Origin of the sequence: Salinibacillus xinjiangensis, assembly GCF_009649735.1 — a bacterium.
In the GTDB taxonomy this organism is placed as follows: Bacteria; Bacillota; Bacilli; order Bacillales; family Alkalibacillaceae; genus Salinibacillus; species Salinibacillus xinjiangensis.
Map to the genome: position 1 here is coordinate 67,055 of NZ_WJNH01000013.1, position 16,731 is coordinate 83,785.

A 16,731-nucleotide genomic window follows, 5' to 3' on the forward strand; every position below is an offset into this window, starting at 1 on the left:
AGGTTATTTTGTGAATACACTTGATTATTTTAATGCCCGCCTACAAGCAACAATTAGTCCAATGGATTATTTAAAGTCCATTAAAATTAATCCCGAAAAATATTTCTTAATTGATGTAAGAAACGGGCCAAATAATTTAAGAAATATTACAATTAAAGGTGCTAAAGTTATACCAGAACAAGAACTACAAAATCGCTTAAATGAGATACCAAAAGATAAAGAAATTATTGTCTATTGCTGGGACGTCTGGTGCAATACTGCTTCTAAAGTAGCAAAATTTTTATTAGAAAGAGATTATACAGTTAAAGAGTTAACCGGGGGTATAGCAGCATGGAAAGAAATGAACTTTCCTGTTTCAGATTCAACGCAAAAGGATAGCACACCTAATAATTGTGGGTGTTAAGACAATGCAAATGAAAACAAGGTATTGGATTTGCGTTGCGTCTCGTGATCATGTAAATAGGGGAGTGAATGGCGGATTTGCCCAACTTTGTCATGGAAAAGAGACTCCTTTAAAAAAGATGAATACTGGTGACTGGATTATTTATTACTCTTCAAAGAAGAATTTTAAGGAAAATACTCCGCATCAAAAATTTACTGCTTTGGGAAAAGTTATCGATGATAATGTTTTTCAGTTTGATATGGGAAATGGTTTTGTACCTTTCCGGAGAAATATAGACTTTATTAGTTGTACAGAAGCATCCATTCATCCGTTAATCTCCCAACTCTCTTTCATAAAAAATAAAGAGCGCTGGGGTTATCCATTCCGATTTGGCCATTTAGAAGTGTGTGAACAAGATTTTAAACTAATTGCAGAACAAATGCTTTAAAACAAAGGAGATTAGAAAGGTTTGCTGAAGAAGTCTTTCATTCCTTAAATGAAACAAATTATAGTCTTTTAAGCGATCCATTTAAGGATATAAATTCTATTGGTTTTTTTGAAAAAACTTATCACAAAAATAATGCTCTTTCTTCGCAACTAGAAAATTTCAAACAGATATTACCTAATCTCAATATTAATTCTATTGGTTATGAGGAACAATTTCATAAGATCATGTATTCTATTTTAAATGAACACTTAAATACATATACAGAAATCGAATCGTTACATGCAATTCGTAATTCTACACGTGAAGAATTATATAGAAGGGTAAGTATAGCACACGATTACATTAGATATTATTTTAATCAACCAATCAAACTAGAAGAAGTTGCTAAAGTTGCTTGTTTATCACCTAACCATTTATTAAGAAGTTACTCTCAAGTTTACGGTAGAACGCCCCATCAGCATATTTCAATATTTAGAATACAAAAGGCAAAACTACTACTAGCAGAATTAGACCATAATATGACCGATATAACCTTTGAACTTGGATTTCAAAACCCTGTATCCTTTAGTAAAATGTTTAAACAACATGTTGGTTTATCTCCTAAAGATCATCGAAAAAAAGTGATATTGGATAAGAAATTATAAGTGAGATTCTTTATTCTTATTAGGAATAAGAAATTTGAAGGGAGAAATGTTTTATGGATAATACAATGATTAAGAATGTTGGGCAAATTGGGATACCTGTAAAAGATATAAATAGGGCACTAGATTTTTATAAAGATAAACTAGGACTCTCTCTATTATTTAACACGGATAGTATGGCATTTTTTGAATGCGATGGCTTGCGGCTAATGTTGTCACTACCTGAAAAAGATGAATTTGCCCATTCAAGTTCAGTTATTTATTTTCAAGTAACAAATATTAAAGATACTTATGAGTGCTTAGTAGGTAAAGAAGTTACATTTATTGATGAACCACATGTGGTGGCGAAAATGGGACAAACAGAAACATGGATGGTATTTTTTAAAGATACAGAAGATAATACTCATGCATTGATGAGTGAAGTACAAGTTTAAGAAAACCAAAAGGAGACCGTCTAAATCACTTAAACGGTCTCCTTCAATTTAGATTAGCCTTTTTAATACTTCTTTTTCCAGAATTACTTCTACCCTCTGCTTTACCACTATTTGTGGTACGGTTCAGCGTAGTTATTTAAGAGGCAAAAAAGGCATTGGAATCCTATTATTTCCAATGCCTTTTTATAGAGGCAAGTTTATACTGTTATTCTTTTTGAGTACTACCAGTGGTCGGGGTTGATTAAAAGCTGATTGTACATATACTATTATCATTATGGATTTCGAATTTTACCAAAGGATTCTAATTCAATAAACTTTGACTTTGTATATTCAGGGTCCATCTTCCTTTTAATTAATTTGTAGAAATTTTCATTATGTGTGGAAAGTATTACTTGTTTATCAAGTTGGTTTGTAATAGTTCTTAACAAATCAATAAAAGAAAGTATATTAAGGTTATCTAAATGTTGTATAGGGTCATCCATAAAAATAGTGTTCAAACCATCGTGATCTTTTAGAAGTGCCTTTGCCAAAAAAATACTTAAAGATAAAATATTGACTTGGGCAGCACTAAAATAAAGAATTGGCGCTAACTTTTCTTTCCTATCAGAAGCATAAATATTTATTTCTGGTTTATCTTTGCTTAGGTCGCTTTCAAATTTTATATTGTTAAAATCCGGGTGGGGGTCTATGCGTTGGTATATACTATTAATGGATTCTAGATTAAAAGAATTATTAATCTTATTTTCTATATAATTAGTTATATACTCTTTAGCATTTGACAGCTCTTCATTACCTTTCTCTAAAACTGCTAAGCTGTCTTCTAGCTCTCTTTTTTTTGACTCTTTAGTTTTTGATTCAATATTATTTTCTATATAATTTGTAAATCCCATGAGATCATTTAAAATATTCAATGCTGAATTAGCTGAACTAATTTGATTAGATAAATCAGCATGAATTTGTATTAATTCCTCTTTACTTGAGGGATTACTTACTCTTAATTTGTCTAATTCCAAATTATAATTATCAATATAAGTCCGGACCTCTTGATGGCTATTTTGTAATTCCATATATTTATCATTTATGTCTTGTTCATTATATTGAAATAAGTCAATATCTAGGTTATAAATTTCATTAGAAATACTTCGCTTATTATTAACCTTTAATAAAAACTTTTCCTTCACTTCAACAGAGGTTTCTTTAATTTTTTCTATATTACTTCCTATTTTTAATTCACTTAACACTTGATTAAAGCTCTTTAGAATTGAATCTTCCCTAATTTCTCGTATTTTATTTTTATTAGAAACATATTCTACTTCTTTTTGTTTTAGTATTGTAGTTATTTTTTTAATACTTTCACTTGTTTCATTTACCTTATTTTCGTAATCAAGAATTGTTTTACTAAGATTGTTTATCTTTCCTAATATAGATGATTTAATATCAGCAATATTTTCATTACTACTATCTTCTATATCTATATTTAATTTATTGAAGAAACTGATTAAATCACTTTCTTCTTTTTTAATATTATTTAACTTATTGTTCATTCTTTGATTGAGAGAATTATAAGAAGAAATCTTTGTCTCACTTTCGATATCCATTATTGAGAGAACCTTTAATTCTTTGTCTATTTCTTTTCTATATAAATCAGTAAATTTATTTACCCTATTTTTTTCATCTTTTATACCGAGTTCGAGATTTACAATTTTACTTTTCATCTTATTTAAGATATCAATATCTTTAAAGTCTTTATCGACACTTCTTACTAAGCTTTCAAAATCATCATATTCTTTTTTGCATAAAGGACAAGAAGTAGTCCGAGATTCTTCAATAAACTTTTTTCCTACTTTATAAATTGTATTAATCTGCTCATTAAGTTTACCAAATTGATTATATTCCTGATTAAGTTCTTTTAATTCCAGTTCTTTTTGCTGAATAAATTTATAACTTTTACTGATCTCCATAACTAAACTGGTAATATTTTTATTATCAATATTAATATTGATAATATCTTTTACTTCATAATCTCGATAAGAATTTAGAGTAAGCATTTGTTTTTTATATTTTTGTATTTCAATCTGCCTTATATTAATCATTTCCTTTAGAAGTAAAAGTCTTTGGGATAAATGAGCTTTTTTTCGTCTTATATAAAAATACCCTTCTAGGTTGCTATCAAGTTTTGAATAACGGTATTCTATATCTTTTTTTAAATTCTGTATATTATCTAACTTCACTTTAGTTTCATTTAATATATGTTCTTGCTTAGTCTTTTGACTATTATTGGTTGATATTTCCTTAACTAGTTTTGAATTTTTCTCTTCAAAGTCTATTATCTTTTTTTGTAAATTTGCTGTTTTATTATGTAATTTAATTAGCTTTTTAATTTTTCTATATTTCTCATATAAATTATAGGCTTCATACACAATGCTATTTAAAGTATTTGTTCTCTTCTCTTTCTTTTTATATTTATCTAAAATATTTTTAGTGAATTTCATATCTTCTGTTATGTTAATAAGTATATTCTTCTTGTCGTTGTAAGCTTCAAAGTTTTTTGTCAGATATTGAGCAGTCAATACTTTCTTATTATTCTCTTCCATAGCAGATTCTAGCTTTGATTTAGTTTCAATTAATGCGTTAATAAATCGCTTATTATTATTTGTATTTAACTCAGGGAGACTTAATTCTTTTGACTTGATTTGGTTAAACTTTTCTACTAGATTGTTAATCTCTACCATAATGCTAGGTCGTATTACTAAACTTTGTATTTCTTTGGTAATCTCTCCTAAATCTTCTTTTACTTGTTTAAGTTGTTTTTCCGATTCACTATATAGATTTAATATCCTTTTAAATAATTCAGAATCATTTTCATCATCCCAGAAGTTTGTTAAGGTATCATACCTATCTTTAGGACTGATTGAACGAAGAAAAGAATCAATTTTATCCTGACCAAGTATAGATTTAGTAGAAAAATCAGCGTAATTAATTTTCTTAAATACATCAGATTTGAATATTAAGTCACCGTCCGCATAATCTGTCTTTCTATTACCACCAATTACCTTAGTTTTCTTTTCTAATAAGCCTCCGCCTTCTGCTATTAGTTTTACGGTTCCATATTCTTTTTCACTCTTTATATTTTTTAAAATTAAACCCTTTTCATTATCTGCTGTTTTCTTTAATATAGTGTTCTTTGATATCCTATTTATATTTCCCGTTAAAGCCCATTCAACTGCATCAATAAATGAGGTCTTTCCATATCCATTTGGTGCATATATAACAATTAGATTGGCCACCTCACCTGTATTAGTAAGGAAATTAAAAAACTGCTTGTTCTGGTATATTCTAAAAGCATCTAATTCTATACCTTTTAATTTAAAGTTCATTTTTTAACAACTCCAAATACTTAGTAAATAAAACTGAGGGCTTTTCATGATCGCCATCTTTAATAACTTTGATTAAATTTCCATACTTAGATTCTAATGTACTAAAAATTGATTCAGGGGGATTTGCATTACCAACAGACTCTACATTAACGTTAAATAGTTTCTCATTGATAATATTTTCAATATCCTCTGTACCTATAGGTCTTTCGACATTCTCAATTACTAATTTACGTGAAGAATATTTATTCTGTTCAATTAAATATCTTATATCATTATCTACACTACCCTGTACTAAGAACAAAATATAAATATTCCATATTTCAATATCACTTACTAATTCTCCCTGGAAATGGACTGCTATATCACCACTTATCTCCTTCCAATGTTCCATTAATTCGTCCTGGTCGTTTATTATCATAGTAAATATATAAACATTATAATTTGTTTCAGATTTTACTAGGCATTCAACTAAATCAAATGAATTGTTTCCGCTTTCATGTTTTATTCTTTTAATAACATCATATTTATTAAGGAACATTATTAAACACCTCTTTAATACAATCCTTTAATTTTTCTTCAAGTTCGGGCAAACTAGTTATTTCATCATATTTAGAAAAGATATCTTGAAATAAATCAATGTGTATAAATTCTACATCAGTTAGTTTTTCCGGATCATCTATATCAATACCTTTTTCAACTAATCTCTCTTTATCTGCACGATCTATCTTACGAACTATTCGCTTTGTTTTATCTTTATTGTAACTTTTGGTTCCTGGATTGCTATTTTTAGTATTAATAATTATTAAATCATTTAACTCTATATCGTCATAATTGTTTACAAATAAATCCATAATGCAAGTAGATAATCTTTTTTCCCTCGTAAAGTACATTTTAATATTATGGGAATACTCAACTCTATTTCTTATTAATTTAAAATTACTTTTATTTGGTAGATTAGATGTCTCCATATAATAGTATGTTAATAATGAAGCCCAACCTTCCCATAACTTAGGATTTAACAGTTCCTCTTCAACAAAAGAGTTATACGGTACATATAACTTTTCGTTATGGAACTTAACAATATCGTTAGGGGCTAAATCTAATATTGGCCTTGAATTTCTTTTTAATATTGACTGGATGTAACCTTCATTACTCTCAAAAGCTGTTTCGATGTAACTTTCAAAATTTAATAATTCTTCTGGTATTAACAAGGGTAGCTGGTTCTCTAATAGAATGTCATTTATTGATGAAATATCATAACCCAGAAGTGCACCATACGCACCGTCTTCTTCTTTTAACTGAGTGAAAATACCCATTAAAAACAAATTATTATCCGATTTTAGAAATATTCCCGACCCTGAAAAGCCACTTAAAGTTTTATTTACACTATTCATTAGGTTTGAGACATCAGGAATAGCTCTAAACTCTAATAAATTTTGTTCTGGATAATTGAAGTATGTTTTACATTCTAAAAGGTGACCTAATTCGGCTGTATCTTCTCCATTTAATAGATGTGGGAAACCATAAAGACCCACCTCTACATTATCTTTTGGAACTGTTATCAGTGTTCCAGGAATTCCTTCAATATATTTAACCTTAATTACTGCAAGATCATATTTACTATGAAAATAATAATCTAGCACGGTTATTTTAGTTCCTAAATTATGTAGGAATACCTCTATATCCTTCTTTTCAAATGATTGAGGATTCTCATTTGTCCCTTCTAAACAATGCCTTGCTGTTATTACATATGAGAATTCATTAGTAAATGGTTGAAACATACATCCTGAACCTTCAAAATCAATGCACTTTATTTTTACTGCTATTTCTCTGTATCTAGCATTAATACTCACCATTAACCCCCCACTGTATAACCGTTATCCCTGTTTAAATAGACACAAGTGATATTGTTTTCTTGACATTCTTCTGGAGAAAAAATTTTCTTCATTAAATTATAATTAAAATAAAATGCCACAGGTTTATCCATACTTTGTATTATTCTTGCCAAGCTTTCTTTGTTAGGTAGTCCGTGTTTACTCCCATCAGAACTAATAATGAACTTTTCACAATCTATTAGTTTTAATAATTCAGGACTTGTATTTTTTTTGCTTGCATGGTGAGAAATTTTCATAATGTCTACCCTTAATTTATTTTCATCTGAGTATCCTAAATTCCTCAAACTATTTACAATAGTTGATGGATGAGAATCACCCAACATTAATAGTCTAAAATTTTCATGCTCGAGTAAAAATGCAATACTACTTTTATTAAAGAGTGACGAATCCTCTTCAAATAATTCTGCAGCGAGTTCGTTAATTGATTTATGATAATCTGTGGCAGAGGACATCATTTTCTTTTTCATTCTTTTCTTAACTATCTTTTTTAATTCTGAATCCCACTTTTCATTTAATTCTTTAAGGGTCTCTATGTCTGGTGATAATACCCTAAGTATAATTCCATCATCATCATAAAATTGACCTGTAGAAATCAATTTTTTATGCCATACACCTGTTTCTTCAAGTATTCCTTCCAATGTTTCCCCTTGTCTTACACTCATCTTCCTTGATGATTCATCTGACGCTATTGGAAAATTAAAGTTACTCCCTTTATCTCCCTTTAATTCACTAGCAATTAAGGTTCCAGAATTAAACCAAACTCTATCTATAATAGATGTATTTACCTTTTTATCTTTAAATATCTTTATTATCCCTGCTATGTGATCATCATCAATATGAGTAACTACTAACAAATTGACTCGTTGATTATTATTTTCCATTTGTTCAAATTCATTTTTCAACATTAAATGACACAGTTCTCCTTTTCCACCATCAATAATAATATTTTTAATATCTGAATCATCTTTAATTCTTATTAAGAAACTATCTCCATTTGCAGCAGGATATACTTTTATATACTTACACATATGTCATTACTACCCCTTGTTAATTGTCGATAATTGGTATTAATATAATTATAATATTTTTATAGATATTATTTAAGGAATAATTAATAATAAAATGAGAAATATCTAATAATTAATATACTCAATTGGTATGACGGTGAAAAGACTTGGCTTATTTAGAATAATATGGTAGGGGGCTGCGTAGATTATTTATATAGAGAATTCAGGTATATGATAGTCGGGAAAAGAAATACAAATATAAATTGCAGATCACTCGAATTACTGTTCCACACACTCTATTTTCCAGTATTTCAACAGATAAATATAGTTCTTAACAATTTGACCTGATAACTCAAAAGAAACCCAAAACGATTCAGGATTGTTTTGGGTTTCTTATCTTTGATATTAGGAAATCATGAAGACGGTTCACCTTGGTTATTTAAGAGGCTAAAAAGGCATTGGTGAAATGATATGCTCCCCTTTAGGACTACTAAAGGGGAGTATTTTTTATGTCTAAAAGATCATTTACTCCAAAGTTTAAAACTGAGGTTTTACAAGCATGGGAAGATGGATCATTTACCTTATCGGAGATCGTTAGTAAGTATGAGGTTAGTGAAAGCACAATGAGGAAATGGAAATATAGATTTGATACATTTGGTTCTGAAGGTCTTAAAGAATCCTCAACTTGGAAGAAGTACACAAAGGATATAAAGCTTTTAGCTGTTAGTGATTATCTGTCTGGTAAATACTCTTTACTTGAGGTTGTCAGAAAGTATGAAATATCAAGTCATTCCGTCCTCCAAAAGTGGATAAAGAAGTATAATAGTCATAGTGAATTAAAAGATACGTCACAAGGAAGGACGAGTTCTATGACTAAGGGAAGAAAAACGACTTGGGAAGAACGAATACAAATTGTACTTGATTGCTTGGGGAACGGAAAAGATTATCAAAAAGCAGCTAATACTTATCATGTTTCGTACCAACAACTCTATCAGTGGGTTAGGAAGTACGAAGATGGTGGAGAGGAAGCGCTAAAAGATAAACGAGGTCATAAAAAAGAAGAAGCTAAGTTAACTCCAGAAGAGAAAATCAACCTTCAAATGAAAAAGTTGGAAAGAGAAAATGAACGGTTACGTGCGGAGAATTTATTCTTAAAAAAGTTAGAGGAGATCGAAAGGGGGCAAAAGTAAGTCAAATCAGATTTGAGGATAAATATATCGCTATTCAGGAGCTTCATGAAAAAGAGAATTTAAGCATTAGTTTACTTTGTGAAATTGCCGGTATTGCACGATCTGCATAAATGGTTAAATCGTACTCCTACATCCAGGGAAATACTGAATAAAGAAATCATCAACGAGATGAAAATTCTCCATGAAAAACTGGTGGCATACTTGGTTATCGCCAAATGACTCTTCACATGAATAGAAAGTTCGAGGAGAAGCTTAATCATAAAAGAATCTATCGGTTGATGAAAGTGGCTAGATTACGCTCTGTCATTCGTGTCAAGAAGAAGCGATATAAACGTTCTACACCCCAACATGTAGCAGAAAATATAAATCGTGAATTCGCAGCCGAAAAACCCAATGAAAAATGGGTAACGGACGTTACAGAATTAAAGTATGGCCAATCAAAAAAGGCCTATTTAAGTGCAATTCGTGATCTTTATGATGGATCCATTATAAGTTATGTTCTAGGACACTCCAATAATAATCAACTTGTATTCAAGACACTTGATCAAGCCACAGTACTATTGAAGGAAGAACACCCTCTTATCCATAGTGACCGTGGATTCCAATACACCTCTATAGGGTTCAAACGTAAGATAGATGCGGCAGAAATGACACAAAGCATGTCGCGAGTTGGTCGGTGTATTGATAATGGACCAATGGAGTCCTTTTTTGGGACACTGAAATGTGAGAAGTATTATTTACATAAATATAAGACCTATGAGGAACTTACTACTGCATAAATGAGTACATCCATTTTTATAATCATGAGAGATACCAAAAAAGATTAAACGGCCTTAGCCCTATGGAATATAGAGCTAAAGCCGCTTAAATCATTTTTATTATTTCCACTGTCTACTTGACAGGGAGCAGTTCAATATCTTGTGCACCCCAAAAATGCCACATATATTTTTGCTCTTTACCTGCTATGAAAGTTCCGTACTCTGCAAATCCTAATTTTCCATTGTCCCCAATTCTAAAAACAAAATTGCCTTTTTGTCCATCGTCTGAATTTACAACTTCTCTAACCAGAGTTGGACTTTCTTCCCAACTTTCTTTAGATGTCTTGATTTCTTCTTTTGAACAGCTCATCAAGAATATCCCACATATAAATATGAAAAGATATTTTTTTATTATAATTCCCCCCTAACTGAATTACCACTTTAGCCATTGTTTATTAAACTAATTTTACCTCGTTAGCTCATTATCTCCTAAACTAATGTTAACATAATATTCCAACTATTTATCGGATAAAATAAAGACGACCAAAATGTTGATCGCCTTGTTCAACTATTGCACCCTTCGTATTATAAGGTTAGCCAGAATGCTAAATATTTCTGGTTGACCTTTTTTTATATGGTCTTATTATAAGAGTAGCCAGGGTAGAACGTAACTGCCCGTGGGACATTGATCCCGTCAACTAAACCGTTCGCCCCTCTTGTAGAAACATGTTTGAGGCTGGTTGGGACCTAGATCTCGTATAACAAGCGAAGCTGTGATACTACATTAGGCATTAGGGGTTACTGGCAACTTTTCGATTGTATAGGAGAAGATACAAAATGAATTCAGTCGTTGGTCTGGATGTTTCAAAAGGAGAGAAAGTCAAGTTCAAGCATTCTTGGACAAAGGGAAACCATTTCGTAAGAGTTTCAAGGTTTCGCATACACTTGAAGGACTTAGTCCACTAGTAGAATTTCTTGAGGATGTAAAGAAAGAGTCTGGTCAAAAGCCACCTGTCATATTAGAGGCGACTGGACACTATCAAACTCCTGTTGTTCACTACCTGGAGGAACGTGGTTATCTATTAATTATCATTAATCCTTTAATTTCATACAAAGCTAGGAGTTCGAGTTTGAGGAAAGTTAAAACGGATTCCATTGATGCATATCTTCTGTGTGAGTTGTTATACAAAGAAGAATTAGAGCCTTATAATAAACGTGGGGTTCAACTTTTAAACCTTCGTAATCTCACGAGACAACATGAGAATATTACTGGGGTTGCGATGCAAACAATGCTTCAATTTCAGGCAGTGCTTGAACAAGTGTTTCCTGAATATAAAGGGATTTTGGGGATTTGTATTCAGTAGTTTCACTCTTAACTCTTCAAAGGTTTCCTTCTTCTGAAGATATTTTGAAAACTAGTGAAGAGATAATCATTGAGACGATTCATGAACTTTGTAAAAGTCGATCAATAACTTGGGCAACTGAAAAAGCTCAAAAGCTTAAAGTTGCAGCAGCTCGCAATCCTTTTGGAAATACCGTTTACCAGAGTCATATTTTAATTCTTGGTATGTATGTTAATATCATTCTCCAATATAAACAGCATCTATCCAAGTTAGAGACAGAGATAGACACTCTCGCTAGAGAAATTGAAGAATATCATATTATCAAATCTATCCCTGGTATCGGTGAAAAGATCGCTGCAACGATCATTTCTGAAATTGGCGAGATAGACAGATTTAATAATCCTAAAAAGCTTGTTGCTTTCGCAGGTGTTGATCCTAGTGTCTTTGAATCTGGTAAATTCTCAGCCACTCAGAACCGAATAACTAAAAGAGGATCTAGTAGACTTCGACATGCCTTATATGTGGTAGTACGTTGTGCTATTCGTGACTGTCGTAAGAGTAAGACTAGTGACGAGATCATTCCTCGTAACAAGAAGTTACATGAATTCTATGACAAAAAGCGTGAGGAAGGAAAGCCTTTTAAAGTCGCTGTAATTGCTTGTGTAAATAAGCTCTTACATTGGATCTTTGCCCTTTTAAAAGGCAAAACCACTTTCCAAGATATAGCCTAATATCTATATCTAACTAAATAACACAAAACCTTCCAACAAAGCTAAGACGGAAGGTTATTTGGCATGCGCTTTTTTAGTATATCATGTCTATTTTAGATTTTTTATTGAAAAATAATGACAAACTATTAGCTGGTTTAGTTAATAAGCTCGTTCTTTTTCTCTATGTATATTTTAACATATAATCCCAAAAAGCCTTTCCAAATAACCAGAACAAATCATTATTAGCTTCACATATCAACTTTAAAATACATAGCTTTTAACACGCTTTTTAGCAACTTAAATGTACACTGTACATGAATTTATGTACGTTTGTTAAAAAGGCTGCTATTTATAATGTCAATTTAGGAGTTAAAAATAGATAAATGTTGTCACATCAAAAAAATAGGAGTACGAAACGCTATGCGATTTGTACTCCTATTTAGTGTGTTATTTATTGTCTTCTCCTAGAACTGAACCTGTTAGTATTTTAGTTTAGGTCTAACATTATCTTTTTTTATATATTTTTCGAATGAAAACAACGGATGTAATAACCAAAAACATTCCCACTAGCAAAAATGCTATTGCATAAAAACTTAAATTTTCCTTAGGGACAGCATCACTTATCTGTAACCCAAGCACATACACGCCAATACCCGTCCCATCAACTGATTCAATAGAAAATAACTTATAACTCTCAACAAATAAAACAATTCCAATTATAAAAGACACAACTGACAGGATAATATTTTTGCCTTGATTTGCCACCATATAAAACACCCCTTTTCAACCAACATTTTACAATAAATGATTGAAAATTTCAGTAACGATTCGCATCTTTATGTCTATACAACTAAAAAGAAAGACGAGAACTTATGAATTCCCGCCTTTTTTAATGATAACTTAATTTTTTCTAGCGGAATCTAATTCCCAGTAAAGGTCAAAAACATTTACGTCTATATGATGTTTCTGATCATTGTTTTTGAGTTCTTTAACCTTTTGGTTTTTAAGTGCTTGTTTTTTATAATGGGCGCTAGAAATGTCCACTAAGAAAACATCATCACTCTCATTAAGTTTTTCGAAATCTTTGTTTTGAAGGTTAATATCAGCTTCAAAGGCATACACACCAACTACACTAATATCCTTTCCTTGTACGTTAGTAACTGATTTTATTTTCTCGTAAGGGATTTCATTTCCATCAGATAAATAGACCGTTAAACCTCCGATATCCCCATCGGATGTCTTTGTTCTAACAAATATTCTTTCACCCTTTATATTATTATCGTTCAATAGATCTTGTAATTCTGAATAACTAATAGTGTCTTCCAGTGTTACGGTGGCTGGTACTACTTTTTGATTGGATTTCACTAATTGTTTTTGAATGGCCGCTACTTTATTTTTATATTGCCTAAGATCTTTAAGGGTTGGTTTGTCTGTCTCCATGATTACATTTGCTTCAATTTCCTTTGATTCTTTTTCTTTCTCGAGAATAAATTTCATTGGGTTTCCGGGTATAATTTTTTGCTCATGAATATCAATTATTGTGTTTTTTAGATTTTTAACAGGCTCTGCGTTTGCATCTTTAGGGGAGGTTTCAGCTAATATTCCAGCGGAAATCCCACCAATAATTAAAGCTCCCATTATACTTTTCGATAAGAACCTTTTCATTTTTTTACCCCCTTTATTATTGAGCATAGTAATTAACAGTTCCTAGCCTTGAATAGTATTGAGTGTTATACTCTCCGTTCCACGCTTTGCTACTTTCATGTGCATTTATTTCAATGGTTCCATCTCCAGGTGCATTATATATACTGTCAGAACCACCGCCTCTGTTTACAAAGTCAACAGAATAATAGTAGTCAGTGGTCGAAGAAATTGATGTCGGCGAAAGTGATACCACTTCTGCTTCTTCATCAATGCTATTTGCGTCATCGTCATCTGTATCAAACTTATAGTTTGGTAAATTGGTAGCCATGCTAGATTCAGAAGTATCTAAGTTATCATTTAGATCCGTAGCATCATACCCGTGATAGTAGTTGTGATCATAATAATAGTCTCGAATACTACTTACTTCCGAATAGGTATAGTCAATGCTGTGCATCCTAAAATAGACCAAATCATTATAGGAGCTTCCTTCTTGGCTATTGGTATAATAACTCCCTGTATTTGGCGCATACGAACCAGCCGGATATGACCATGAACCTCCAACAACCTGCGCAAATGCACTGATACTAAAGAAAAGACTTGCGCAAACAACAATTATTGTTACTCCTAACTTTTTCATAAAATACCTCCTTTTTATTATTTAAATCATATTATATATTGTTAAAGGAGGGTGTGTAATATAATCATCAAATTACAATAGTAAGTATTTTTAAACTTAAATATCATTGGATTTTAGCCTGTTTTTTTGCACTGTAGCAATAATCAATAATAGTTTATGTTTATAAACTAAAATTACCACAGACCTATTAAATTTAGGACTGTGGTAATTTAGGTGATCGCTATGCTTAGTCGGTATATGTCTCATTGTTTATTCCTGCTGTATCTCCTTCATCATCAGCAAAAACCAATGAAGTTCCACTTAAAACAAGAAACAAGGAACAAATAAGGCTAATAACTATTTTTTTCTTCATAAAAAATCACCCCTTTATTTATATTAAGCTCCTCTTTGAAATGATAGGAGGCTAGCTTGTATCTTTTTGTTTGAAAAAAATATTCTCCAAGTTGTTCGTTTAATCCTTTTAAATTTTTTATATCTTTTTTTTCAGTGAAATATTTTATAGATTGTTTCATGAGTTTTACAAATATTTCGCTGTCTTCTTCTTTATTTAATAAAGCATAGTATGTATTCAGTTTATACTTATCTTTTTTATGTTGGACATTTTCGTAAGCAATATCCAAATATTTTTTCGCTAACTTCTTATTATCTAAATCTATGTAACACTTTATTACCCCTCTGTAAGACACCATTAAATTGACTGGTTCTTTATATATCTTCTTTTTCTTTTCAATCGCTTGTTTAAAGAACTCAATTGCTTTTTCATGGTCTTTCATAGATTGATAAACTAACGCTAAATTATGAAGTATTCTAGAGTGTAATACATCATCTTCTATAATCCCTTGTATTTCTTTCGCCTTTTTTAATTGCGCAATAGCCTCACTATAATCTTTTTTCTCCCAGTGTAACACTCCTAATAGAGTATACGTTTCTCCTATTTTCGACCAGTTATGATATTGTATATAAATTTCTAATGCTTGTTCTGCAAATTGAATAGAGTCCTGAGTTCGTTCTATTTTTTGATGAAGTAATGATAAGTTGTAGAAAATCGCTGCTTTAATTTTGATATTGTTAGTAGAAGGGAGAAGATTCTTAAACCAATAAATACTTTCTTGGAATTCATTTAGGAAGTATAATTGTATACCTTTGTAGTAGTAATAAGATCTTTTAATGTTTAACGGTAGTTCGTCAATATCTTCGTTGTGTAATAATATATTGATTTGCGAGTTTATAACAGAACTTGTTTTATTTTCTCGTTTTGCATCTAAACATGACTTCAATAGTAAGTATTGTAGTTCTAATTCCAATGATTGAAATGGAAAGAATTTTTCAGATTCAATTTGATTTATATAGTTCTGAGCTTTTATAGGATTAAGGATTACCAATTCCAATAATTTCTCTAAAATATCTTCGTATTCCTTTTTATATTCCTCATAATTTACTAGATAACGAGATGGAACCTTTAACTTCTTAGCTATAAGTTGAAGAACATCTTCTGGAGGTTTATATCTGCCTTTTTCTATATTACTTAAATGAGTCGTTGAGATTATCCCTTTGCTTATTTCTGATTGTTTCATTCCGTACTCTTTTCTTAAAATAATTATCCTTTTCCCAATATGCATAAATACATCCCTCCTCAAATTCCACTCTAAGACTATTGTATTACCATATTGTAACAAACACCATTTTTTAGGCAAGGGTTAAGTAATATTATAATAGGATATGAAACTGATTATAAGGTGTCACGTTTTATAACAAAATCAATAAAAGGACAATTAACACCATTCCTCAAAATGGTATTAGAGCATAACTCTAAACCCGCTTCTTCTAGTAAACAAAGGGGAAGGGCTTTTCTTTTTAAGAATGACCTATGATATAATAACTACATAATCTTTTAATTTGCTTATTCATTCTTTCTAACGCAGAGAGGCTCTTATTTATCATTAAAACGCCTTAATCAAAGGGCCCAAACTGTATCTCCTTATTTATACAGAATCCTGGACTTTTTGATTAACGGGTTCAGTTTAGGGAGAGAAAAATGCTAATAACATTAGAAATAACACAATAATTTTTGTGCATTTCGCACCCCGTTTTGCATAATAAATATCACGTTAAAAAACGCTCAGAAAGGTGGTTACCCCCAAAAGTTAGAGTTTTTATTATGCAGCTGATTGGCTGGATTGAGTTCGGTATTCAACTGGACTCAATCCAGCCAATTTTTCTTTTGATCGTTCATGGTTGTACCAGTAAATATATTCTTCTATCTGT

At 30.9% G+C, this 16,731-nt stretch carries 14 protein-coding genes and 3 pseudogenes; 6 read left to right on the forward strand and 11 right to left on the reverse strand.

The annotated features are described in order from the left end of the window. The first annotated feature begins 10 nt into the window (after window positions 1-10). The 4 genes and pseudogenes from GH754_RS16635 (at window position 11) to GH754_RS16650 (ending at window position 1,905) form a co-directional block, all read left to right on the forward strand. Window positions 11-403, forward strand: a complete 393-nt coding sequence (locus GH754_RS16635) for a rhodanese-like domain-containing protein (RefSeq protein WP_323742075.1) — start codon at window positions 11-13, stop codon at window positions 401-403. Window positions 404-407: 4 nt separating this feature from the next. Then, window positions 408-830: an EVE domain-containing protein gene (locus GH754_RS16640; protein ID WP_194841390.1), complete on the forward strand. Its 423-nt coding sequence runs from the start codon at window positions 408-410 to the stop codon at window positions 828-830. A gap of 20 nt (window positions 831-850) precedes the next feature. After that, a pseudogene (locus GH754_RS16645) lies at window positions 851-1,474 on the forward strand (helix-turn-helix transcriptional regulator); the annotation flags it as partial. A 53-nt stretch (window positions 1,475-1,527) separates the two neighbouring features. Next, entirely contained in the window at window positions 1,528-1,905 is a 378-nt protein-coding gene (locus GH754_RS16650; RefSeq protein ID WP_153729797.1) for a VOC family protein, read from the forward strand. Between the two features lie 272 nt (window positions 1,906-2,177). On the opposite strand, the gene GH754_RS16655 is transcribed toward GH754_RS16650, so the two are convergent. From GH754_RS16655 to GH754_RS16670, 4 genes are read right to left on the reverse strand one after another with little or no spacing between them, the layout of a single operon-like run. Beyond that, entirely contained in the window at window positions 2,178-5,282 is a 3,105-nt protein-coding gene (locus GH754_RS16655) for an AAA family ATPase (protein WP_153729798.1), read from the reverse strand. Continuing rightward, window positions 5,272-5,820, reverse strand: coding sequence for an ABC-three component system middle component 1 (locus tag GH754_RS16660; RefSeq protein ID WP_153729799.1), 549 nt, complete (start codon window positions 5,818-5,820; stop codon window positions 5,272-5,274). The genes GH754_RS16655 and GH754_RS16660 overlap by 11 nt, the downstream gene beginning before the upstream one ends. Continuing rightward, on the reverse strand, window positions 5,810-7,135 hold the full coding sequence (locus tag GH754_RS16665; RefSeq protein WP_153729800.1) for an ABC-three component system protein: 1,326 nt from the start codon (window positions 7,133-7,135) through the stop codon (window positions 5,810-5,812). The genes GH754_RS16660 and GH754_RS16665 overlap by 11 nt, the downstream gene beginning before the upstream one ends. A 2-nt stretch (window positions 7,136-7,137) precedes the next feature. Next, a complete protein-coding gene (locus tag GH754_RS16670) occupies window positions 7,138-8,205 on the reverse strand; it encodes a ComEC/Rec2 family competence protein (protein WP_153729801.1) in 1,068 nt (355 codons plus the stop codon). 488 nt (window positions 8,206-8,693) lie between these two features. On the opposite strand from GH754_RS16670, the pseudogene GH754_RS16675 reads away from it, so the two are divergent. After that, window positions 8,694-10,242 (forward strand): annotated as a pseudogene (locus GH754_RS16675) (IS3 family transposase). A 23-nt stretch (window positions 10,243-10,265) separates the two neighbouring features. Here GH754_RS16675 and GH754_RS16680 read toward each other — a convergent pair. Further along, window positions 10,266-10,502 carry a hypothetical protein gene (locus tag GH754_RS16680; RefSeq protein ID WP_194841391.1) on the reverse strand — a complete coding sequence of 79 codons (237 nt, stop codon included), beginning with the start codon at window positions 10,500-10,502 and terminating at the stop codon, window positions 10,266-10,268. 467 nt (window positions 10,503-10,969) lie between these two features. Between GH754_RS16680 and GH754_RS16685 the strand changes: the two are divergent. Beyond that, a pseudogene (locus GH754_RS16685) lies at window positions 10,970-12,206 on the forward strand (IS110 family RNA-guided transposase). 483 nt (window positions 12,207-12,689) lie between these two features. Here the strand turns inward: GH754_RS16685 and GH754_RS16690 are convergent. From GH754_RS16690 to GH754_RS16710, 6 genes are all read right to left on the reverse strand, one after another. After that, complete coding sequence (locus GH754_RS16690) at window positions 12,690-12,953, reverse strand: hypothetical protein (protein WP_153729802.1); 264 nt, start codon at window positions 12,951-12,953, stop codon at window positions 12,690-12,692. Between the two features lie 132 nt (window positions 12,954-13,085). Next, entirely contained in the window at window positions 13,086-13,850 is a 765-nt protein-coding gene (locus GH754_RS16695; protein WP_153729803.1) for a hypothetical protein, read from the reverse strand. 16 nt (window positions 13,851-13,866) lie between these two features. Continuing rightward, the gene (locus tag GH754_RS16700) at window positions 13,867-14,466 is read right to left on the reverse strand and encodes a hypothetical protein (protein ID WP_153729804.1); all 600 of its coding nucleotides are present in this window, start codon (window positions 14,464-14,466) and stop codon (window positions 13,867-13,869) included. Between the two features lie 226 nt (window positions 14,467-14,692). Then, on the reverse strand, window positions 14,693-14,818 hold the full coding sequence (locus tag GH754_RS19855; RefSeq protein WP_267206692.1) for a hypothetical protein: 126 nt from the start codon (window positions 14,816-14,818) through the stop codon (window positions 14,693-14,695). After that, a complete protein-coding gene (locus tag GH754_RS16705; protein WP_153729805.1) occupies window positions 14,796-16,085 on the reverse strand; it encodes a helix-turn-helix transcriptional regulator in 1,290 nt (429 codons plus the stop codon). The genes GH754_RS19855 and GH754_RS16705 overlap by 23 nt, the downstream gene beginning before the upstream one ends. A gap of 537 nt (window positions 16,086-16,622) precedes the next feature. Beyond that, a partial coding sequence (locus GH754_RS16710) for an IS3 family transposase (protein ID WP_153728076.1) occupies window positions 16,623-16,731 on the reverse strand: 109 nt, incomplete at its 5' end.

Coding starts and splice junctions, on each gene's coding strand:
- GH754_RS16640 (WP_194841390.1), top strand. CDS start 408: ATGCAAATGAAAACAAGGTATTGGATTTGCGTTGCGTCTCGTGATCAT.
- GH754_RS16650 (WP_153729797.1), top strand. CDS start 1,528: ATGGATAATACAATGATTAAGAATGTTGGGCAAATTGGGATACCTGTA.
- GH754_RS16655 (WP_153729798.1), bottom strand. CDS start 5,282: ATGAACTTTAAATTAAAAGGTATAGAATTAGATGCTTTTAGAATATAC.
- GH754_RS16660 (WP_153729799.1), bottom strand. CDS start 5,820: ATGTTCCTTAATAAATATGATGTTATTAAAAGAATAAAACATGAAAGC.
- GH754_RS16670 (WP_153729801.1), bottom strand. CDS start 8,205: ATGTGTAAGTATATAAAAGTATATCCTGCTGCAAATGGAGATAGTTTC.
- GH754_RS16680 (WP_194841391.1), bottom strand. CDS start 10,502: ATGAGCTGTTCAAAAGAAGAAATCAAGACATCTAAAGAAAGTTGGGAA.
- GH754_RS16690 (WP_153729802.1), bottom strand. CDS start 12,953: ATGGTGGCAAATCAAGGCAAAAATATTATCCTGTCAGTTGTGTCTTTT.
- GH754_RS16695 (WP_153729803.1), bottom strand. CDS start 13,850: ATGAAAAGGTTCTTATCGAAAAGTATAATGGGAGCTTTAATTATTGGT.
- GH754_RS16700 (WP_153729804.1), bottom strand. CDS start 14,466: ATGAAAAAGTTAGGAGTAACAATAATTGTTGTTTGCGCAAGTCTTTTC.
- GH754_RS19855 (WP_267206692.1), bottom strand. CDS start 14,818: ATGAAGAAAAAAATAGTTATTAGCCTTATTTGTTCCTTGTTTCTTGTT.
- GH754_RS16705 (WP_153729805.1), bottom strand. CDS start 16,085: ATGCATATTGGGAAAAGGATAATTATTTTAAGAAAAGAGTACGGAATG.